The organism is Streptomyces sp. NPDC048389, assembly GCF_040706335.1.
Lineage (GTDB): Bacteria > Actinomycetota > Actinomycetes > Streptomycetales > Streptomycetaceae > Streptomyces.
Map to the genome: position 1 here is coordinate 212339 of NZ_JBEZKP010000001.1, position 20771 is coordinate 233109.

The 20771-nt window shown below is 69.2% G+C and carries 20 protein-coding genes and 2 tRNA genes; 14 read left to right on the forward strand and 8 right to left on the reverse strand.

Annotated elements, in window-relative coordinates; genetic code table 11:
- The first annotated feature begins 49 nt into the window (after window positions 1–49).
- From AB0903_RS00955 to AB0903_RS00970, 4 genes are all read left to right on the forward strand, one after another.
- Complete coding sequence (locus AB0903_RS00955; protein ID WP_366697609.1) at window positions 50–619, forward strand: DUF3566 domain-containing protein; 570 nt, start codon at window positions 50–52, stop codon at window positions 617–619.
- 82 nt (window positions 620–701) lie between these two features.
- A tRNA-Ile gene (locus AB0903_RS00960) sits at window positions 702–775 on the forward strand.
- A 178-nt stretch (window positions 776–953) separates the two neighbouring features.
- Window positions 954–1088 carry a DLW-39 family protein gene (locus tag AB0903_RS00965; RefSeq protein ID WP_003958712.1) on the forward strand — a complete coding sequence of 45 codons (135 nt, stop codon included), beginning with the start codon at window positions 954–956 and terminating at the stop codon, window positions 1086–1088.
- Between the two features lie 269 nt (window positions 1089–1357).
- Window positions 1358–2776 (forward strand): hypothetical protein, encoded by a 1419-nt coding sequence (locus AB0903_RS00970; protein ID WP_366697611.1) that lies wholly within the window; start codon window positions 1358–1360, stop codon window positions 2774–2776.
- A gap of 32 nt (window positions 2777–2808) precedes the next feature.
- Here the strand turns inward: AB0903_RS00970 and AB0903_RS00975 are convergent, their stop codons facing one another.
- Both AB0903_RS00975 and AB0903_RS00980 read right to left on the reverse strand, forming a co-directional pair.
- On the reverse strand, window positions 2809–4128 hold the full coding sequence (locus AB0903_RS00975) for a serine/threonine-protein kinase (RefSeq protein WP_366697613.1): 1320 nt from the start codon (window positions 4126–4128) through the stop codon (window positions 2809–2811).
- Between the two features lie 50 nt (window positions 4129–4178).
- Window positions 4179–4727, reverse strand: a complete 549-nt coding sequence (locus AB0903_RS00980) for a DNA-binding protein (RefSeq protein WP_366697615.1) — start codon at window positions 4725–4727, stop codon at window positions 4179–4181.
- A gap of 190 nt (window positions 4728–4917) precedes the next feature.
- On the opposite strand from AB0903_RS00980, the gene AB0903_RS00985 reads away from it, so the two are divergent.
- A tRNA-Ala gene (locus tag AB0903_RS00985) sits at window positions 4918–4990 on the forward strand.
- Between the two features lie 446 nt (window positions 4991–5436).
- Complete coding sequence (locus AB0903_RS00990) at window positions 5437–6309, forward strand: DUF6344 domain-containing protein (RefSeq protein ID WP_366697617.1); 873 nt, start codon at window positions 5437–5439, stop codon at window positions 6307–6309.
- 55 nt (window positions 6310–6364) lie between these two features.
- Here AB0903_RS00990 and AB0903_RS00995 read toward each other — a convergent pair whose 3' ends face one another.
- Entirely contained in the window at window positions 6365–7045 is a 681-nt protein-coding gene (locus AB0903_RS00995) for a DUF5324 family protein (protein ID WP_366697619.1), read from the reverse strand.
- Between the two features lie 279 nt (window positions 7046–7324).
- Here AB0903_RS00995 and AB0903_RS01000 point away from each other — a divergent pair, with 279 nt between their 5' ends.
- Window positions 7325–7852, forward strand: coding sequence for a peptidylprolyl isomerase (locus tag AB0903_RS01000; RefSeq protein WP_366697621.1), 528 nt, complete (start codon window positions 7325–7327; stop codon window positions 7850–7852).
- Between the two features lie 219 nt (window positions 7853–8071).
- Entirely contained in the window at window positions 8072–8971 is a 900-nt protein-coding gene (locus AB0903_RS01005) for a rhomboid family intramembrane serine protease (protein ID WP_366697623.1), read from the forward strand.
- Window positions 8972–9244: 273 nt separating this feature from the next.
- Here AB0903_RS01005 and crgA read toward each other — a convergent pair whose 3' ends face one another.
- Window positions 9245–9499, reverse strand: coding sequence for a cell division protein CrgA (gene crgA, locus AB0903_RS01010; RefSeq protein WP_366697625.1), 255 nt, complete (start codon window positions 9497–9499; stop codon window positions 9245–9247).
- A 140-nt stretch (window positions 9500–9639) separates the two neighbouring features.
- Here crgA and AB0903_RS01015 point away from each other — a divergent pair, with 140 nt between their 5' ends.
- The 6 genes from AB0903_RS01015 (at window position 9640) to AB0903_RS01040 (ending at window position 14068) form a co-directional block, all read left to right on the forward strand.
- A complete protein-coding gene (locus tag AB0903_RS01015; protein WP_366697627.1) occupies window positions 9640–10407 on the forward strand; it encodes a DUF881 domain-containing protein in 768 nt (255 codons plus the stop codon).
- Window positions 10408–10438: 31 nt separating this feature from the next.
- Complete coding sequence (locus tag AB0903_RS01020) at window positions 10439–11212, forward strand: class E sortase (RefSeq protein WP_366697883.1); 774 nt, start codon at window positions 10439–10441, stop codon at window positions 11210–11212.
- A gap of 56 nt (window positions 11213–11268) precedes the next feature.
- On the forward strand, window positions 11269–11442 hold the full coding sequence (locus AB0903_RS01025; protein ID WP_366697629.1) for a hypothetical protein: 174 nt from the start codon (window positions 11269–11271) through the stop codon (window positions 11440–11442).
- On the forward strand, window positions 11439–12077 hold the full coding sequence (locus tag AB0903_RS01030; RefSeq protein WP_366697631.1) for an aminodeoxychorismate/anthranilate synthase component II: 639 nt from the start codon (window positions 11439–11441) through the stop codon (window positions 12075–12077). The genes AB0903_RS01025 and AB0903_RS01030 overlap by 4 nt, the downstream gene beginning before the upstream one ends.
- A gap of 80 nt (window positions 12078–12157) precedes the next feature.
- Complete coding sequence (locus tag AB0903_RS01035) at window positions 12158–13324, forward strand: class E sortase (protein ID WP_366697885.1); 1167 nt, start codon at window positions 12158–12160, stop codon at window positions 13322–13324.
- A gap of 51 nt (window positions 13325–13375) precedes the next feature.
- Window positions 13376–14068 (forward strand): class E sortase, encoded by a 693-nt coding sequence (locus AB0903_RS01040; protein WP_366697633.1) that lies wholly within the window; start codon window positions 13376–13378, stop codon window positions 14066–14068.
- Between the two features lie 82 nt (window positions 14069–14150).
- Here AB0903_RS01040 and pknB read toward each other — a convergent pair whose 3' ends face one another.
- The 4 genes from pknB to AB0903_RS01060 all read right to left on the reverse strand — a co-directional run bounded on the left by pknB (window position 14151) and on the right by AB0903_RS01060 (window position 20754).
- A complete protein-coding gene (gene pknB / locus AB0903_RS01045) occupies window positions 14151–16175 on the reverse strand; it encodes a Stk1 family PASTA domain-containing Ser/Thr kinase (RefSeq protein WP_366697635.1) in 2025 nt (674 codons plus the stop codon).
- 169 nt (window positions 16176–16344) lie between these two features.
- The gene (locus AB0903_RS01050) at window positions 16345–17805 is read right to left on the reverse strand and encodes a penicillin-binding transpeptidase domain-containing protein (protein WP_366697637.1); all 1461 of its coding nucleotides are present in this window, start codon (window positions 17803–17805) and stop codon (window positions 16345–16347) included.
- Entirely contained in the window at window positions 17802–19229 is a 1428-nt protein-coding gene (locus AB0903_RS01055; RefSeq protein ID WP_366697639.1) for an FtsW/RodA/SpoVE family cell cycle protein, read from the reverse strand. The genes AB0903_RS01050 and AB0903_RS01055 overlap by 4 nt, the downstream gene beginning before the upstream one ends.
- A 25-nt stretch (window positions 19230–19254) precedes the next feature.
- Window positions 19255–20754: a Stp1/IreP family PP2C-type Ser/Thr phosphatase gene (locus tag AB0903_RS01060; RefSeq protein WP_366697641.1), complete on the reverse strand. Its 1500-nt coding sequence runs from the start codon at window positions 20752–20754 to the stop codon at window positions 19255–19257.
- Between the last annotated feature and the right edge of the window lie 17 nt (window positions 20755–20771).

A 20771-nucleotide genomic window follows, 5' to 3' on the forward strand; every position in this document is an offset into this window, starting at 1 on the left:
CGGAGCGAACGGTGCCCGTGGCCCTGCCGCGGACTCCCAGGGGGCCACAGTGACGGACACCCGGGGGCAGGAGCCCCCGTACCAGATGTTTGGCGGAGACCAGCCTGCCGCGGCGCAGGTCGGCCAGCCGTACCACCCTCCGCAGGCGTATCCCTCGCCGGGCGGGACGCAGGGCGGACAGCAGCGCCCCGGCCAGGAAGCCGGCGCCGCGGTGCGCCGGCCCCGCACAGGGGCCCGTACGACGCCGCGTATCCGCAAGGCGCGGCTGCGGGTGGCCAAGGCCGACCCGTGGTCGGTGATGAAGGTCAGCTTCCTGCTCTCCATCGCGCTGGGTATCTGCACGGTGGTCGCCGCCGCCGTGCTGTGGATGGTCATGGACGCGATGGGCGTCTTCTCGACCGTCGGCGGGACGATCAGCGAGGCGACCGGTTCGAACGAGAGCAACGGCTTCGACCTCCAGTCGTTCCTCTCGCTGCCGCGGGTGCTCGTCTTCACCTCGGTCATCGCGGTGATCGATGTGGTGCTGGCCACGGCGCTGGCGACGCTGGGGGCCTTCATCTACAACCTCTCCGCCGGTTTTGTGGGCGGTGTCGAGCTCACGCTCGCCGAGGACGAGTAGCGCCGCGGAGGGGTCCTCGGATTCCGATTTTGGCGCTGCACCGCGTGTGCGCTAATCTTCAGAGGTCAGCGCGCAGCGCGGAGGGGCTATAGCTCAGTTGGTTAGAGCGCATCCCTGATAAGGATGAGGCCACAGGTTCAAATCCTGTTAGCCCCACAGTGACACCAGGCCCGGCCGGAGATTCTCCGGCCGGGCCTGGCGTTTTGTCGGCCAACGGAGTTGGGGGCGGGGCATGAGCCGGCCGCCGCCGGGTGCAGGTCACCGATCGGTATCGGTCGTGTGTATAGTCGGGCGCCAGAAGTCCTCATACGTCAAGGAAAGACGAGGTCGCGCGGTGAAGAAGCTTCTCCTGGTCGCACTGGCCGCCATCGGCGGGCTCCTCGTGTACCGCCAGATCCAGGCGGATCGCGCCGAGCAGGATCTGTGGACGGAGGCGACCGACTCCGTGCCCGCAGGTTCGGGTGTGTGAGACGCAACGTTTCTTGGACACGGGCCCCGGCCGCGGAAGCGGCCGGGGCTCCGTGCTGTCGGGGCCGCTGTCGGGGCCGCAGCCCGGGCGTGGCCGATTCGCGTCGGTGAATATATCCCTTGCTTCTGCAAATATCGCAGGCGAGTAACGCGCCGCAGGACAAGCAGGGCGATTCACCCGCGCGCGCAGACAGCGATGGGGCGACCGGGGCAGGATGGCACAGGGCCGACCGGCTACCCGGTGGACTCGTCGACCACAAGGAGAAGCGCGTGAAGAGGCAGCGCGGCAGAGGCCGGGTGACGCTCGCCGGGGTGGCGGCGGCATGCGTGGTGGGCGTGCTGCCGGGGCAGTCGTGGGCAGCCGGCGAACCGAGCCCGTACGTCTTCGACAGCGAGGCGAAGCCCGTCAAGGGCACCCCCGTCAACATCAACGGTCCCGAGCTGACGGCCGGTTCGACGTACAGGGACTCGATCGGGCCGGGTGAGAAGCTCTACTACCGCATCGACCTGGACGGCAGGTCGAACGCCTTTGTCTCCGCGGTGGCCGTCCCCGAGCCGGGCACGAAGGTCGGATACCTCGACAAGCTCGAGGTGAGTATCGAGGACAAGTCCGGAACCTCGTGCGGTGACGGCGACGTCAGGTTCGGGTCCGCCGGTTACCCCCGTCCGGTGGCCGATTACGCGAGCCGGCGGATCGAGAAGGACAGCACCAGGTGCCAGCAGGCAGACGCGTACTACGTGGTGCTGGAGCGGTCCGGTGACGAGAAGTCCACGCCCGAGACATGGGGCGTGGAGCTGCGCTTCGTCGCAGAGCCGGGTCTGAAGGCCGCCGGCCCCACCAAGGCACCCGAGAACTGGCCGTCCGCCTCACCGGCGGCGCCGGCCGGCGGGCCGCAGAAGCGTCACGGCGGCACCGGCTTCCACGACTCGACCGGACTCGGCCAGGGCGAGTGGCAGGACACCATCAAGCCCGGCGAGACACTCTTCTACCGGGTGCCACTCGACTGGGGACAGCAGATCTTCGCCGGCGCCGACCTGGCCAACAGCCCTGTCGCCGACGGGGCGAAGAGCGTCAGCAACGCCCTTGTGCTTGCGTTGTACAACCCGGCGAGGGGCTTCGTCGACGACGAGTCGAGCATGTACTACGACGGCAAGCAGAAGACCGTCTCGCTGGACCCGCTTCCGCCCGTGGCCTACGAGAACCGCTACGACTCCGACGACTCGGCCGCCGCCATGAGGTTCGCCGGCTGGTACTACCTCACCGTCACGCTCAACCCGGAGATCGCGGAGGAGTACGGCGAAAACCCGATGCCGCTGACGCTCCGGGTGAACATCAAGGGCGAGCCGAAAGAGGCCCCCGCCTACGCCGGCCCGGTCGGCGACTTCGAGGTCACCGAGGCCAATCGGGAGGCGGCGGAGAGCGGCAAGAGCGCCGAGGAGGCGGCGACGGGCGACGGGATGATGCTCCTCGCGGTCGGGGCGATCGGCCTCGGGACTCTTCTGGTGCTCGGACTCGGAGTCTGGACACTGCTGGCCCGCCGCCGTACGCCGCAGGACACGGAACCGGCAGCGCTTTCCGTGCCGGGGCAGCCCGGCCCGCAGGGCCCCGCACAAGGTGCCCGGGGGTACGGCCAGGAGCACGGTCAGCAGTACGGATACGGGCAGCACGGCCCCACGCAGGGGCACTGACCGCCCGACGGGCCGACGGGCGGCGAGCGGGCTCAGACCTGGGTGAGTGCCCAGATCCCCACCGCGAAGCAGAGCACGGCGACGAGCAGCACCGGGACCGCGACCTTCGGGGGCGGCCCCGGCCGCTTCCCGGCGCCACGCTGTGCAACCTGAGGAGCATGAGCGGTGTACGAGTGGGTGGCGGCCCCGCCGAACGACGGCGGCGTCTGCCAGGTCTGCGGAGCGGACGCCGCATGCGCCGTGACAGGAGCAGAAGAGGGCACCTGAGTCGGGCTCGGCATGGACTCGCCCACGGACGGGATCGCGGCCGGGAACGCGGCCGGCATCGCGGGCGGCGGGTGCGGCTGAGCAGTGTGCGGCGGTTGTACGGGCGGCTGCCGCGGCGGTGGGGCGAGATGGAAGCTGCCCGTCTCCGAAGGCGGATTGGGCTGCGCCACTGGCGTGCTCCGGCCGGGAGCCTGCTGCGGGACCGCCTCGGGCCCGTTCGGGCCGAAGCCCGCGGGAAGCGGCCCGAGTTGATCGAAGACCTCGACGGACTCCTCGCCCGGCGCGGGCTCGGGGAGCAGCTCCACGGCCGTCGTGAGGGCCTTGCGCGCTCCTGTGGCGCTGCGGAACCGCGCCTGCGGATCGGGCTGCAACAGCCCCGCGATCACCTGCCAGAGGGGCTCCGGAATGCCTTGCGGGGCGCCCGGTGTGCCGTGCTCGGCGAAGTGCTCGACCAGGGCCCGGGAGTCCGGCTTCCTGCCCTGCAGCAGATAGAGGGCGACCAGTCCGACGGCGAAGAGGTCGGCGGTGAAGTCCGGCTCCGCGCCGAGCATCTGCTCCGGCGCGAAGTAACCGGGCGTCCCGACCACGTAGTTGGTCTCGGTCAGCCGGGGCTCGCCCTTGCGCATGGAGATCCCGAAGTCGGAGACCCTGAGGTGGGGTCGCCCCTTCCCCGTCGCCTCCATCAGGATGTTGGCCGGCTTGATGTCGCGGTGCACGACCCCCTCCGCGTGCACGGCCGCGAGGCCGGACAGCAGCTGATCGAGCAAGGTGCACACGAACCGCGTCGGCAGCGGTCCGTAGTCCCCGATGACGTGGGCCAGGGAGCCACCGCTCACCAGGTCCATGGTGAACAGCACCTTGTCGTCGTCCGCGGCCCAGCTGGCCGGGGCGAGGACATGGGGATGATCGATCCGGAGCGCCTGCTCACGCACGAAACGGAGCAGGGTGTGCGCGTCGCTCTGCTGCAGGACCTTCGCCGCCACATAGCGGCGACGGCGATGGTCCCAGGCCCGCCACACCGCGCCGACGCCACCGCGTCCGATCGGGTCGATCAGCTCGTACCGACCGGCGAAGACCTCACCCATTGTGCTGCGCCAGCTCCCCGGTTCCTCGTCGTGGCGACTGTCCGCCTCGTTCAGCTCTGGTGCGACTCGAAGTGGGAGACCGCGTCGGCGGTGCGCCCCGCGCCGTACACCCGGAGGAACTCTGCCAGTTCCGGGTGGGTCGGGGCGAGGGAGTCCGCCGCATCGATGATGTCTCCGGCCGCGGAGACGGAACGGAGCAGTGACTGGATCTCCCGCACCACACGGCGGACCGTCGGGGCCCCCGAGGTGCTGGTCGAGTTGTTGGTGCCGGTGAGGACGGAGCCGCCCTGCGACTTCTTGATCTCGTCCATCCGGGCGGTCGCCTCCACGGCGCTGACACTTCCGTCGGCCACCTGGCCGGCCAACTCCTGGAGCGCCTGGACGCGTTGGACCACGGCGGGGTTTCCGATCTTGGCCCGCTGACCGCTCATCAGCTGGGACAGCATGGGGGCGGAGAGCCCGAGGACGCCCGCGAGCCGGGCCTGATTGAGACCCAGGTCGTCGATGAGACGCCGGAAGAGAGCGCCGAGCGGCTCCCCGTACCAGCTGCGCTGCAGTTCTCTGGCTCTTGCGGTCGTCTCCTGCTGCGCTGCGTCCATGCGCGTCTCCCCATCGCTTCCCCAAGCGGCTTCGCTGTCGCGAACCTTGTGGTGCATCCTACGGAGCGTGCTCGGTGACGGGGAGTCCCGGCCGGAAGCCCCATGTTTTTGCAGGATCACGGGGGTGACCCGGTACTCTGGTCCACGGCGGCTGCCGGGGCGTCGTTCTCCTCGGGTGTTCCGCTGTTCCGGGGCCTTAGCTCAGTTGGTAGAGCGCTGTCTTTGCATGGCAGATGTCAGGGGTTCGACTCCCCTAGGCTCCACTTCGGAAGAGGTCCCCCGACCGCGAAGCCGGTCGGGGGACCTCTTTGTGTTCCTGTGGTGGCCGCTCTTTCGCTGCCGCTAGCGGCGCGCAGTGCGTCTGTCGAATCGGCCGCCGACGTCTCCACCGCCCTTTGGCGTTGCGCCATGAAGGGCGTCGGAGCCTCGCCGAGTCGGTGAGCCGACTGGGCCGTCGCTCGGCAAGGCAGCCCGGCAGGACCCCTTCCTCTGCGCTGACCTGCGCTTTCGTCGCTCTTGGGTGAGGGCGGTGAAGCCCTGGACGGGCTGCGGCAGCCTCGCAAGTCGGGGCTCCGTCCCGGCGGACTGGACCATCCGGGTGGTGTTCATCAGAAGAACTGAGCAGTGGCGGCGTCGCTCCCCCACTTCTCGGGATGCGTACAGATCATGAGGAAGGTATGTAAAACGCTCAACCCGAAAGCGAGGGGTCATGGCCGCCTTCAAGGTCAGGAATCTGTGGACCGCGTTCATCACCGCGTTCTTTGCTCTGCTTGCCTCGGTGGGGCTCACCACCGGCGCCGCTGCCGCCGCGGCTCAGCCGGCCGCGCAGTCGGCGGACGAGCCGGCCGACACCAGCCGGCCGCAGGCGCGGCGCGCAACCGTGCCGGCTCAGAACCGCCGACCGGCCACCCGGACGGCGGCGACCGCACGGGAGCGGTCACTGCCACCGACTATGAAGCAGCGCATCAGCGCCGAGGCGCACGGCTCGTCGCCCTCGGTGCGTCACCTGCCCGCTGTCGACACGAGTGACGCCGATCCGGCCAGGAGCCTCGCAGCCATGCTCGGCGCGGCCGCTTCCGCCAGTGCGTCCCGGACCTCCTCCGCCGCTGCTCCGGCCGTCGCCACGTCCGCCGCGACATCCGAGGGCCTTGCGCTCGTCGCCTCCACCGAGGGCGATGCGCTCTCCGGGCCGACCGCGTCCACCCCGGGCCGGGCGGCCACCGGGTTCCCTGCCCGCCGGCCGGCCACCGGTACCGGCGAGGGCTCGTCGGCCGGTGCCGAGGCCACCGCGGCTGCCCCGGCCAGCGCTCCCGCTTCCGATGCGGCCGGCTCCTCGCCGGACGCGCCTGCCGTCGCCTCTTCGCCCTTCCCTGCCGCCTCCCCTGCCGCTTCCACCGCGGGTTCCCAGGTGGTGGTCCCGGCGGACTCCCCGGCCACGGGCTCCGCAGGCACCGCTGTCGTCCCGCCGGCCGATTTCCGCGCCGCGCAGGCCGCCCGCATCGCCCACGACGCCCGCATCGCGGAGGAACTCCGCGCCGAGCAGGAGCTCCGCGCCGCGCTCACCGCGCTCGTCGCAGCATGAGGCGCCGGGAGCGTCTTCCACTCCCGGCGCCCGGAGTCCGCAGGACGGCCGACCGTCAGCGACGGTCGTCGTGGTCCCCGGTCCCTGCCTCGTTCTGCTTCACCTGCACCTCAGGGTCCAGCCCGGCCTGCGTACTGCCGTCGACCGATGTCAGAGGGGCGCGGTCGGAAACCTCCGTCGCGGCGGGCGGTTCCACCAGCCAGTCGGGGTTGGCCTGCTTGTCCCACCACTTCCAAGCGGCGAAGGCACCGCCGGCCAGCACACCGAGGACCGCGAGGCCCTTGGCGAGACGCCCGGCCCGGGACCGCCGCTCATGCTTCCTCACGAGCTTCTGGATGTCCTTCGCCGTCACCTGACCGCGCAGCGCGGCCAGAGCGGCAGCCGAACGGGCCGCAGCCTCCTGTCGCACAGGCTGAGCGGCGGCCATCGCGTGCTCGACGCGCGGGACCGTGTAGTCGGCCGCCTGACGGGCGGCCCTCCTGGCCTGCACCTTGGCGCGGCGCGCGGCCACATCGACTTTCGGCGGTACGTGTGGTGCTACACGACTGCCGTACTGAACACGGGCCGCGGTAGCGGCTTGGGAAACCTTCGGCGCGAGCCGTACGCGGGCCTCGTGCGCATAATGCGCGGCCTGGTCCTTGGCCGTGCCGGCGTAGGGCGCCACCACGTCCGCGGCGTGCAGCACGCTGTCCTTCGCCGTACCGGTCGCGGCGCGCACGCTGTCCATGCGGGTCACGGGATCCTCCTCCTCGGTGGCGTACTGAGGGTGACTGGAGTTCGTCCCCGGCTGGGGCACTGTCTCCACCTATCCACCCGGTTCGAAATCATGCCCGTTGAACGCCGCCCCGGCATGTGGGGCGGGCATCCGGGTCATGCCGAACGCGTGTGGAACGATGATGCCGCCGTTCGGCACGGAAGGCGCCGGTACGACGACGACCCGGCCGCTTCCGTCCGTGAGGCGGCCCTTCCGTGCGAGGATCGTGCGACGTCACAGACGACTTACGGAAGGCAGATCGTGGCCGAGCAGCTATACGCCACCCTGAAGACCAACCAAGGCGACATCGAGATCCGGCTTCTGCCGAACCACGCGCCCAAGACGGTCAAGAACTTCGTCGAACTCGCACAGGGTGAGCGCGAGTGGACCCACCCGGCGACCGGCAAGAAGTCCACGGACAGGCTGTACGACGGCACGGTGTTCCACCGCGTGATCAGCGGCTTCATGATTCAGGGCGGTGACCCGCTGGGCAACGGCACGGGCGGCCCCGGCTACGAGTTCGAGGACGAGTTCCACCCGGACCTGGCCTTCGACAGGCCGTACCTGCTGGCCATGGCCAACGCCGGCCCCGGTACCAACGGTTCGCAGTTCTTCATCACCGTGGCGCCGACCGCGTGGCTGACGCGCAAGCACACGATCTTCGGTGAGGTCGTCAGCGAGGCCGGCAAGAAGGTCGTGGACGCGATCGTCAGCACCGGTACCAACCCGCGCACAGACCGTCCGCTCAACGACGTCGTGATCGAGTCGGTCGTCGTCGAGACCCGCTGAGGGATGTCGTCCACGCGCCCTGTGGAAAGTCGCCGGGACCGCAGGGGCGCGGCGGCGAGACGCGTGCGAACCCGCCCGCCGGGGTAGGTGCCCGGGCACCGTGGCAGGACGCGTCGCAGCCCGTCGGCGCGGGGATTTCCGCAGGGGAACCTTTTCGCCCCGCCCGTCCGTAAGGATGGGCGGGGCGATTCGCGAGCCCCAGATTGACGAGGTGACCTCATGGACCAGGCGCCAGGCAGCCCGCAGGAGCCGCAGGGCGCCCACGGCCTGCCCAGTTGCTACCGGCATCCGGGCCGTGAGACGGGGATCAGCTGCACCCGCTGCGACCGGCCGATCTGCACCGAGTGCATGGTCGACGCGTCGGTCGGGTTCCACTGCCCGGAGTGCGTCCGCACCGGCTCCGGTACGGGACACCGGCCGAACGCGACCCGGCCGCGGACGATCGCGGGAGGAGCCGTCGCTGCCAGCCCGCATCTGGTGACGAAGGTGCTGATCGGCATCAATCTGGCGGTGTTCCTGGCCGCCCGGATCGTCGGCGAGCGGTTCCTGGAACCGCTGGTGCTGGTCGGGCAGTGGCCGCCGTCTCCGTACGTCGCGACCGAGGGGGTCGCCGAGGGGGAGCCGTACCGGCTGCTGACCTCCATGTTCCTGCACTGGGAGATCTGGCACGTCTTCTTCAACATGCTCATGCTGTGGTGGCTCGGCGGTCAGCTGGAGCAGGCGCTGGGCCGGGTGCGGTACCTGGCGCTGTACCTTGTGTCCGGGCTGGCCGGAAGCGCCTTGACCTATCTGATCGCCGCGCCCGAGCAGAGCTCCCTCGGTGCCTCCGGCGCGGTCTACGGGCTGCTCGGTGCCACGGTCGTGCTGATGCGACGGATGAGCTACGACCTGCGGCCGATCATGGTGCTCCTCGCGATCAATCTGTTCCTCACGTTCTACTGGGAGGGCATCGCCTGGCAGGCCCACATCGGCGGCCTGGTCGCGGGGGTGGCGATCGCCTACGGTCTGGTCCACGCCCCCCAGGGCAAGCGCCGGAACACCGTCCAGTTCGCCACATGTGCGCTCGTCCTGCTCGCGGCCGTCGCCGCGGTCGTTGCCAGGACCGTCACGATCATCTGACCGTACGGCTGCGGCGGCCGAGCTTTCCCCAGAGTTGTCCACAGTGTGTGGCGAATCTTGTGCATCGCGTGGGGAACAAGCGTGCCCCTCGTCGCTGAGCTGGGGTTTCCCATCAGTGACAAGGGGCTGATCGCTTCACTGGGATGGCCGACGCAGTCACATCGGCGTCAACGGCGCGAGAGTTATCCACAGATCTTCCGACCTTTTCCCCGGCCTGTGGAAAACAGTGTGGACAAGTCTTGGCCAGGGCTCAGAGAGCCGACTGCGCCGTGGTTACTTCCACTGGGTCGAGACGCCGAAGCCCGCGGCGATGAAACCGAAACCGGCGACGATGTTCCAGTTGCCGAAGCTCTTGATCGGCAGCTCGCCCTCCGTCACATAGAAGAGGACGATCCAGACCAGCCCGATCAGGAACAGCGCCAACATCACCGGTGCGACCCAGCTGCGGTTGGTGAGCTTTATGGTCGCCGCCTTCGCGGCCGGAGGCGGTGTGAAGTCGGCCTTCTTGCGGATACGTGACTTCGGCACGAGGGACTCTCCTGTCGATGCGCTGCGTGACCGCGCAGGGAACTGTGGCTGGCGCCGGGGCCGGAGCCAGGGGGGCCATTGCTGCCCCCAGGCGTCCGTTAGCGTAGTGCTTCCGCGGTGCCGAAGGAGATAAGGGTACGTTGAGCATTTCTGCCGACCCCCCGCAAGGCCCCGTTCGCCGATTCCCATGGCGACCGGTCCGGCTGCTGACGGCTGCCGTTTTCGCCCTCGCGGGGCTGATCTTCGTGACCAGTTTCAACACTGCCAAGGGTACAGACCTGCGTACGGACGACTCGCTGCTGCGGTTGTCCGACCTGGTCCAGCAGCGCAGCGACAAGAACGGCGAGCTCGAGGCGTCCACCGCGGCCGTGCGCGGCGACGTGGACGCCCTCGCGCAGCGCGACGACGGATCCACGCGGGCCGAGGACGCGAAGCTGAAGGTGCTGCAGCATTCCGCCGGCACCGACCCGCTGCGGGGCAGCGCCCTGACCGTGACGCTCGACGACGCTCCGCCGGACGCACGGGCCGCGCCGGGCTACCCGGAGCCGCAGGCCAACGACCTGGTCATCCACCAGCAGGACCTCCAGGCCGTCGTCAACGCGCTGTGGCAGGGCGGCGCCGAGGGCATCCAGGTCATGGACCAGCGGCTGATCTCCACCAGTGCCGTGCGGTGCGTTGGCAACACGCTCATCCTCCAGGGCCGGGTCTACTCACCGCCCTACAAGGTCACCGCCGTCGGCGACCGGGAGAAGCTCAGGAAGGCGCTGGCCGACTCCCCCGCCATCCAGAACTACCACCTCTACGTCGAGGCGTACGGGCTCGGCTGGCAGGTCGACGAGAACGAGTCGGTGACTCTTCCCGGCTACTCGGGCACAGTGGATCTCCACTACGCGAAGCCCGTCGGGTAGGGCCAGTGGCGCTTGGGGGGAGCCGGTGTCGATCTCGGTACGTGTGCTTGTCCGGACCTTCAGCGAACTGTGCCTCACCGCCGGCACCCTGATCGTCCTGTTCGTCGTCCATCTGCTCTTCTGGACCGGGGTCGAGGCCGACCACGCCACCGACCGCGAGATCGACCGCCTGGAAGCAGGCTGGGCAACGGGCCAGGGGCCGTCTCCCGCGGCCCCGGGCGGGGGAGAGGGCACCGAGTCCGCGCCGAACGGTTCCGGGCCCGCGCAGAACGGTGCCGAGTCCGCGCCGAACGACTCCGAGCCCGCGCCGAAGGCGTACGCGCCCGGAGAGCCCTTCGCGGTCATGTACATCCCCCGGTTCGGTGCCGACTGGGACTGGCCCGTTCTCCAGGGCACCGGCACCGACGTGCTCAAGAAGGGGCTGGGGCACTACGCCTCCACGGGCCCGCTCGGAGCGAAGGGAAACTTCGCGGTCGCCGGGCACCGCCGCACCCACGGTGACCCCTTCAAGGACTTCCCGAGGCTGCGCCCCGGTGACGCGGTCGTGCTCACGGACGGGACGACGTGGTTCACCTACCGCATCGCGAACAAGCCGTACCGGACGGTCCCGAGCGACGTCGGCGTCATCGATCCGGTGCCCAGGCCGCTGAAGGAGGAAGCAGCCGCCTTCGACGAGCCGGGGCGCTATCTGACGCTGACCACCTGCGAGCCCGAGTGGGGCAGCAGCCACCGTCTGGTCGTCTGGGCCCACCTCGACGCGACCCATCCTGTGACCGACGGCAAACCACCAGCTTTGCGCAGCTGACCCACGGGCCCCTGCGGCCCTTTAGTCTGGTGCCGTACCGAACGGAAAGGGACGGCATGTACGGCTGGATCTGGCGGCATCTGCCGGGCAACGCATGGGTGCGGGCGGTCATCTCACTCGTGCTGGCCCTCGCGGTCGTCTACGCGCTGTTCCAGTACGTCTTCCCGTGGGCGGAGCCACTGCTCCCGTTCGGCGACGTGACGGTCGACGGAGAGGGAGGAGCCCGGTGAGCGCACGCGTTCTCGTCGTCGACAACTACGACAGCTTCGTCTTCAACCTCGTCCAGTACCTGTACCAACTGGGTGCCGAGTGCGAGGTCGTGCGCAACGACGAGGTCGCCCTGGAGCACGCCCAGGACGGTTTCGACGGTGTGCTGCTGTCCCCCGGCCCCGGCGCTCCCGAAGAGGCCGGTGTCTGCATCGACATGGTGCGGCACTGTGCCGCCACGGGTGTGCCGGTCTTCGGGGTCTGCCTGGGCATGCAGTCGATGGCCGTCGCCTACGGCGGCGTGGTGGACCGGGCGCCGGAGCTGCTGCACGGCAAGACCTCGCCGGTCACCCACGACGGCACGGGGGTCTTCGCCGGCCTGCCGTCGCCCTTCACCGCGACGCGCTACCACTCCCTGGCGGCCGAGCCGGTGCCGTTCCCGGCGGAGCTGGAGGTGACGGCCCGCACGGCGGACGGCATCATCATGGGGCTGCGCCACCGTGAACTGCCGGTCGAGGGTGTGCAGTTCCACCCCGAGTCGGTGCTCACCGAGCACGGTCATCGGATGCTCGCCAACTGGCTGCAGCAGTGCGGGGACGCCGGGGCCGTCGGGCGTTCGGCGGGGCTCGCACCGGTGGTGGGCAAGGCTCTGGCGTGAGCGACGTGCGCCCGGGGCACGAGTACGAACACCGCTACGGGTACGACCCGGAGAGCCAGGGTGACCCGGCGTACGACCCGTTGACGGATCCGGTCCCTCCCGGCGGGCACGGATCGCCGTGGTTCAGGGCCGCGAACGTCCCCGCGGCAGACGAGCCGCAGGCACCACAGGCCCCGCAGGCACCCCAGGCACCCCAAGCCCCGCAGCAGGAGTGGACGGGCGACTCGTACCCCGCGGACGAGACGGAGACGTACGCGCGCGACTGGTACGCCACCGAGCCGGGCCCCGCCCCCGGACGAACCGCTGCGCCGGAGCCTGAGCCGGTACGTGTCCCCGAGCCGGAGCCGCGGACCGCGGTGTCCGATCCGATCCTCGTCTCCGACGACGAGACGGTGGCCCTGCGGACGTCCGACCCGCGCCGCGCCGCTCAGACGCCCCCCGGCCCAGGCCGGGCGGAGCGGCGCAGGGCGGCCAAAGGGCGGGGCCGTAGGCGCCCCGCCGCGCAGCCCGTGGAACCGGCGGAGCCGGGAAGGCCGCTCAGCCGTGTCGAGGCCCGGCGGGCGGCACGCGCCGCCAAGGACAGCCCGACGGTCATCGCCAGCCGTGCCATCGGTGAACTGTTCATCACCTTCGGCGTCCTGATGCTGCTGTTCGTCACCTACCAGCTGTGGTGGACGAACGTGCTTGCGGGCCAGCAGGCCGACAGGGCGGCCGACCAGATCCAGGAGGACTGGACGAAGGGCCGCAAGCCCGACGCCTTCGAGCCCGGCCAGGGTTTCGCCATCATGTACATCCCCAAGCTGGATGTCGTCGTGCCGATCGCCGAGGGCATCGACAAGCACAAGGTGCTCGACCGGGGCATGGTCGGCCACTACGGCGAAGGACGGCTCAAGACGGCGATGCCCGAGGACAAGCAGGGCAACTTCGCGGTCGCGGGCCACCGCAACACCCACGGCGAACCGTTCCGGTACATCAACCGGCTCCAGCCGGGCGATCCGATCGTCGTCGAGACACGGGACACCTACTACACGTACGAGATGTCGAGACTCCTTCCGCAGACCGTGCCGTCCAACGTGAGCGTGATCAGTCCCGTACCGGAGCAGTCCGGGTTCACCAAGCCCGGCCGGTACATCACTCTGACGACGTGCACCCCCGAATTCACAAGTACCTATCGAATGATCGTGTGGGGCAAGATGGTTGACGAACGGCCGCGCAGCGAGGGTAAACCCGACGCACTCGTCGGCTGAGGCGCCGAGACAGCGAGACACCGAGACACTTCAAGACAGGGAACAGGTGCAGTGGCACGTGCACGAGGCCGGATCGCCGGCGCCATCAGTGTCTTCGGAGAGCTGCTGATCACCGCGGGTGTGGTGCTGGGGCTCTTCGTCGTCTACTCGCTGTGGTGGACCAACGTCCTCGCCGACCGCGAAGCCTCCAGGCAGGGCGACCGGATCCGGGAGGACTGGGCGAACAGCAGCCCCCAGAGCCCGGGCAAGAAGGACCTCGACCTGCGGGACGGCATAGGTTTCCTCCACGTACCGGCCATGGGTGACGGTGAGGTCCTGGTGAAGAAGGGCACCGACACCGACGAGCTCAACGACGGCATCGCCGGCTACTACACCGAGCCGATCAAGTCGGCTCTCCCCTGGGACGACAAGGGCAACTTCACGCTGGCCGCGCACCGGGACGGGCACGGAGCGAAGTTCCACAACATCCACAAGATCAAGAACGGTGATCCGATCGTCTTCGAGACGAAGGACACCTGGTACGTCTACAAGGTCTACAAGACGCTGCCGAAGACCTCGAAGTACAACGTGAACGTGATCCAGCCGGTTCCGGAGGAGTCCGGGAAGACGAAGCCGGGCCGTTACATCACGCTGACGACCTGCACGCCGATCTACACGTCGAACTACCGGTACATCGTCTGGGGCGAGCTGGAGCGCACGGAGAAGATCGACGACCGGCGCACCCCTCCGGCGGAGTTGCGCTGACGTCGGGATCCCCGCACGAGCTGAGCCCCGGCGCCTGGGAAGGTGCCGGGGCTCAGTGCCGTGTCAGGTGCGGAGCGTCGCGTCAGTCGCCGTCTCCGCCGCCGATGAAGCCGCCGCCGTCTCCACCGCCGTTGCCGTTGCCCCCGTTGCCGCCACCGCCGAACGTGTCGAGCACGATCGCGGTGGTCGCCGGGTCGACCGGCGTGCCCGGCGCGGGGTTGGAGCTGATGACGATGGCGTTGTCGTCAGCGGGCTTGCCCGGGGCGACCTGGATATTGGTGAATCCGGCCTGTTGAAGAATCTGCCGGGCTTCGGACACCCTCTTGCCGATGATGTCACCGGGGACCGCGACCTGGGTCTGGGCCGGGCCCTTGGAGACCTGGAGGGTGACTTTGGAACCCTTGGGGTGCTTTCCGGCGGGCAGGCTCTGAGAGATGATCTCGCCCTGCGGCTTGTCCGAGTCGACGTCGACCCTTTCGACCTCGAACTCGAGCAGCTGCAGCTGGCTCGTCACCCTGCCGATCTCCTGGCCGAGGACGTCCGGCAGATCCTGTAGGGCCCGCTTGGCGACGGTGAGTGTGACCGTGGCGCCGGTCTCGGCCATGGAGCGGCCCGCGGGATCCTGTTCGAGGACCGTGCCGGGGTCCTCCGAGGACTCGATCTCTTCGGTCTCGACCTTGAACTTCTCCTGCTCGAGGATCTCCTTGGCGTCCCCGACGTCCTTGTCGACGACGTCGGGCACCTTGACCTTCGGCGCGCCCTCCGAAACGACGACCTGGACGGTGTCGCCCTCGTTCATCTCGGCCGGGGGCTCGGGGTCCTGGGAGCAGATACTGCCCTTCGGCTGTTCGCAGCGCGCGGTGCCGGACTGGGTGAGCTGCACACCGGCGTTCCTGGCCGCGTCCTCCGCCTCCTTCAGCGTGGAACCCACCAGCTGCGGAACGTCCACCTTGCCGCCGCCGTCGCTGGTGTCGAAGAGCGACTTGCCGATCAGCACCGCGCCGACGAGCACGAGGATGCCCGCGAGCGCCAGCAGGACGGTCGAGGTGTTGGACTTCTTCTGGCGTCTGCGGCCCTGGCGGTCGTCGTAACCGCCGAAGCTGCCGTCGTCCGGGTTCATGGGCGGCAGCATCGACGTCTGGCCGGCCGGGTCGGCCTGGCGCAGCGCCGTGGTCGGCTGGTCGTTGGGGCCGTAGCCGCCGCCGTACCCGGCAGCGCCCATCGCCGCCGTGGCGGCTACGGGCTGGCCGTCGAGGCACGCCTCGATGTCCGCACGCATCTCGTCGGCGGACTGGTAGCGGTAGTCCGGGTCCTTGACCAGGGCCTTCAACACGATCGCGTCCATATCGGGCGTGATCTCGGGGTCGAAGTTGCTGGGCGGCTGCGGCTCTTCCCGCACGTGCTGGTAGGCCACGGCCACCGGGGAGTCGCCCACGAAGGGCGGGCGGACGGTGAGGAGCTCGTAGAGCAGGCAGCCGGTCGAGTACAGGTCCGAGCGGGCGTCGACCTGCTCGCCCTTGGCCTGCTCCGGAGAGAGGTACTGGGCGGTGCCGATGACGGCAGCGGTCTGGGTCATGGTCATGCCGGAGTCGCCCATGGCCCGGGCGATGCCGAAGTCCATGACCTTGACCTGGCCGGTCCTCGTCAGCATGACGTTCGCCGGCTTGATGTCGCGGTGGACGATGCCGGCGCGGTGCGAGTACTCGAGCGCCTGCAGGATGCCCACGGTCATCTCGAGCGTGCGCTCCGGCAGGAGCTTGCGGCCGGAGTGCAGCAGCTCACGGAGGGTGGACCCGTCCACGTACTCCATGACGATGTACGGGATCGAGACCCCGGCACCCCCGCCGGAAGCGCCGTCGTACACCATGTCTTCACCGGTGTCGTAGACGGCGACGATCGCCGGGTGGTTGAGCGAGGCGGCGGACTGGGCCTCACGGCGGAACCGGGCCTGGAAGGACGGGTCGCGGGCGAGGTCGGCCCGCAGCGTCTTCACGGCGACGGTGCGGCCGAGCCGGGTGTCGTGGGCGAGGTAGACCTCGGCCATGCCACCGCGGCCGAGCACCGAGCCCAGTTCATACCGGCCGCCGAGGCGACGCGGCTCTTCCATAACTGTTCCAGCCCTCTCCGTCAGTCCCGACCGCACCCGTGTGTGGTCCTCCGGTGTGCTGTTTCGCGCAAAGGCTACCGGGCACGCCGTACTTGCTCCGCCCGCAACCGGCAGCTGATACCCGACCGGTATCGCAATGTGCAGGTATGAAGGGCGGGAGTGATGCTCGTCACTGGTTGCCGTCCAGCACCGCCTGCATCACGGCCTTGGCGATCGGGGCGGCGAGGCCGCCACCGGAGATGTCGTCACGGCGGGCGTTGCTGTCCTCGACCACGACCGCGACGGCGACCGGCGACCCGTTGCCGTCCTTGGCATACGAGATGAACCAGGCGTACGGGTTCTTGCTGTTGTTCTCGCCGTGCTGGGCGGTACCGGTCTTTCCGCCGACCTTGACGCCGCTGATGGCCGCGTTGCCGCCCGTGCCGTTCTCGACGACGTTCTCCATCATCTGCTGGAGCAGCTGGGCGTTCTCCGCGGAGATCGGCCGGCTCATCTCCTCGGGGTCGTTCTGCTGGATGACGTCGAGGTCGGGGGAGACCAGCTTGTCGACCATGTACGGCTTCATCAGCTTGCCGTCGTTGGCGATCGCCGCCGTGACCATCGCCATCTGGAGCGGGGTGGCGGCGGTGTTGAACTGGCCGATGGAGGACTGGGCGTTCCCGTCCCGGCTCATCGTCTTGTCGTAGACGGAGGCGGCGGCACGGACCGGGGTGTCGATCTCCGGGTCGTTGAAGCCGAACTTCTCGGACATCTCGACCATTTTGTCGCGCGTCACGTCGTCACCGAGCTTGGCGAAGACGGAGTTGCAGGAGACCTCCATGGCCCTGTTCAGGGTGGCGTTCTCGCAGCCGCTCGCGTGGTTGACCATCGGCGTCCTGGTGCCGGGGAGGATGTACGGCTCGGGGGTGTCGGTCGGGGCGTTGATGTCCTCGACGGCGCCGTACTCGAGCGCGGCGGCGGCCGTGACAACCTTGAACGTGGAGCCGGGCGGGTACGTCTCGCGCAGCGCGCGGTTCAGCATCGGCTTGTCGCTGTCCTTGGTCAGCGCCGTCCACGCCTCGCCGTCCTTCTCCAGCCGGCCGGCGAACGAGGAGGGGTCGTACGACGGGGTGGAGGCGAGAGCGAGGATCTTGCCGCTCCTCGGATCGATCGCCGCGACGGCGCCCTTCTTGTCGCCGAGACCCTCGTAGGCGGCCTTCTGCGCCTTGCCGTTGAGGGTGGTGAGGACGTTGCCGCCCTTCTTCTCGTCGCCGGTGAACATCGCCATCGTGCGGTCGAAGAAGAGCTGGTCCGAGTTGCCGCTGAGGATGCCGTCCTCGAGCTTCTCCAGCTGGTTGGCGCCGAAGACCTGCGACGCGTAGCCGGTCACCGGGGCCCACATCGGGCCGTTGGTGTAGGTCCGCTTGTACTTGTAGTAGTTGTCCTCGGTCTCGACGGAGCCGGTGATCGCCTTGCCGTCGACGATGATGTTGCCGCGTTCGTGCGCGTAGCGCTCGATCTCGACGCGCTTGTTCTTCTTGTGCGTGTTCAACTCGTCGGCCCGGACGTACTGGAGCCAGTTGTCCCTGATCATCAGGGCGAGGACGAGGATTCCGCAGAAGATCGCGATCCGGCGCAGGGGCTTGTTCACGGTCGGACCACCTGGGTCATCTCGGCGTCGGGTGACGGGGCGGGCGAGGGCGCGGGTCGGCGCGCGGTGTCGCTGATACGGATGAGGATGCCGATCAGGGCCCAGTTGGCGATGACGGACGAACCACCGGCCGCGAGGAACGGCATCGTCATACCGGTCAGCGGAATGAGGCCCATCACACCGCCTGCCACGACGAACACCTGAAGGGCGAAGGCGCCGGACAGGCCGATCGCCAGCAGCTTGCCGAACGGGTCGCGTGCCGCCAGCGCGGTGCGCACGCCGCGCTCGATGATCAGGCCGTACAGGAGCAGGAAGGCCATCACGCCGGCCAGTCCCAGCTCCTCGCCGACGGTGGCGAAGATGAAGTCGGAGTTGGCGGCGAAGGCGATCAGGTCGGAGTTGCCCTGTCCCCAGCCGGTGCCGAGGGTGCCTCCCGCGCCGAACGACATGAGTACCTGGGTCATCTGGTCGCAGGCGAAAATCATGTTGGTGCCCGGCTCTGCGGTCTCCAGGCACCCGAAGGGGTCGAGCCATGCGGCTACACGGGACTGGACGTGGCTCGCGAACTGGGAGACGACGACCGCGCCGACCATGGACATCAGCAGACCCATGACGATCCAGCTGGTCCGCTCGGTCGCCACGTACAGCATGATCACGAACATGCCGAAGAAGAGCAGCGAGGTACCGAGGTCGTTCTCGAAGATCAGGATCAACAGGCTCATCGCCCAGATCATCAGGATCGGACCGAGGTCGCGGCCGCGCGGCAGGTACAGGCCCATGAACCGCCGGCTGGCGAGTGCGAGGGCGTCCCGCTTCACCATCAGGTAGCCGGAGAAGAAGACCGCGATCACGATCTTCGCGAACTCACCGGGCTGGATCGAGAAGCCGGCGACCCGGATCCAGATCTTGGCACCGAAGATCGGCACGCCCAGACCGGGCACCAGCGGCAGCAGCAGCAGGACGATGGACGCCGCCATCGAGATGTACGTGTACCGCTGCAGGATGCGGTGATCCTTCAGAAGCAGCAGCACACCGACGAACAGCGCGATACCGAGCGCCGAGTACATGAGCTGGTTCGTCGCCTGTGGAGAGAAGTCGCTCCGTGCGAGCAGCCGCGGCGACTGGTCCAGCCGCCAGATGAGCACCAGGCCGAGACCGTTCAGGAGGGTCGCCAGCGGCAGCAGCAGCGGGTCCGCGTACTTGGCGAATCTGCGCACAACGAGGTGGGCCACGGCGGCGAGCAGGGCGAGGCCGAGCCCGTATCCGAGGACACCCGCGGGGAGTTCGCCGTCCAGGGCGAGGCCCACGTTGATGTAGGCGAACACCGGGATGGCCACGGCGAAACCGAGGAGCATCAGCTCCGTGTTCCGCCGGCTCGGCGCGTCGATCGCGCCGATCGTGGTCGTGTTGGTGACAACGCTCATGGTGGAGAAGGCCCCCTACGGACGATTACTGCTTGCCGCAGTTCGAGGCCAGCTTCTGCTCCTCCTCCGAGAGGGTGGGACCCGGGGAGGGAGAGGCTGCGGTCGGCTTGGTCTTCGCGTCCTGGGTGGCGGGCGTGCCGGCGGTGTCGTCGGCCTGGCCCTCGCCGGGAGGCGGGCTGCTCGCGCTGTCGGCCGCTTCGCGGCGCTGCTCGTCCTTCTTGCAGGCGGCGGCCTGCTTGGCGAGCTCGTCGACCTTCGCGCGAGCGGTCGTGAGGCTGTCCTCGGTGATCGTCGCCTCGACCTGCTTGCGCTGGTAGGGCGGTAGGTACTTGAGTTCGATCTCGGGATGGTCCTTCTGGACCTCCGAGAGCGAGACCCAGGCGAGGTCCTGGCTGATGCCCCGGTACAGGGCCACGTGCTCGCCCTTGGTGCCGACGTAGTACTGGGTCTGCGTCCAGCGGTAGCCGCCGTACAGACCGCCGCCCACGACGGCCAGCGCGAGCACGATGAACAGCGAACGCTTCAGCCACCTGCGGCCGCCGCCCCGCTTGGCGAAGTCGTCGTCGGCGTAGGCGTCGAAGCCGTCCTGGGGCGGCATGCCGCCGTACCCTTCGGCGTCACCCGAGCCGGGCGGGCCGAAGCTGCCGCCCGGAGCCTTCGGGGCGGGGGCGCGTCCCAGTCCCGCGGCGCGGCCGGCCGGCGTCTGCATGGCGCCGCCGTCGTTCAGCTGGTGCTGGTTCTCGGCGACCGCGCCGACGACGACCGGGGTGTCGATGAGCCGACCGGCCAGAGTGTCGCCCGTGTCGGTGTCGAGGACGTCGGCGACGATGCAGGTGATGTTGTCGGGGCCGCCGCCGCGCAGTGCGAGCTGGATCAGGTCCTGCACGGTCTCCTGCGGGCCCTGGTAGCTGGCGAGCGTCTCCTCCATCGTCTGGTGGGAGACGACGCCGGAAAGGCCGTCGGAGCAGATCAGATAGCGGTCACCGGCGCGGACCTCGCGGATCGAGAGGTCCGGCTCCACGTGGTCGCCGCTGCCCAGCGCCCGCATCAGCAGGGAGCGCTGCGGGTGGGTGGTGGCCTCCTCCTCGGTGATCCGGCCCTCGTCGACGAGGCGCTGCACCCAGGTGTGGTCCTGTGTGATCTGGGTCAGCACACCGTCGCGGAGGAGGTACGCACGGGAGTCTCCGACGTGCACCAGGCCGAGCCGCTGTCCCGTCCACAGGAGGGCGGTCAGCGTGGTGCCCATGCCTTCGAGCTGCGGGTCCTCCTCGACCATCATCCGGAGCTGGTCGTTGGCGCGCTGCACGGCGGTGCCGAGCGAGGTGAGGATGTCGGAGCCGGGCACGTCGTCGTCGAGCGTGACGAGCGTGGAGATGACCTCGGACGAGGCGACCTCACCGGCCGCCTGTCCTCCCATGCCGTCGGCGATGGCCAGCAGCCGGGGACCGGCGTAGCCGGAGTCCTCGTTGCCTTCGCGGATCATGCCCTTGTGCGATCCGGCGGCGAAACGCAGAGAAAGACTCATGCGGACCTCACCCGTCG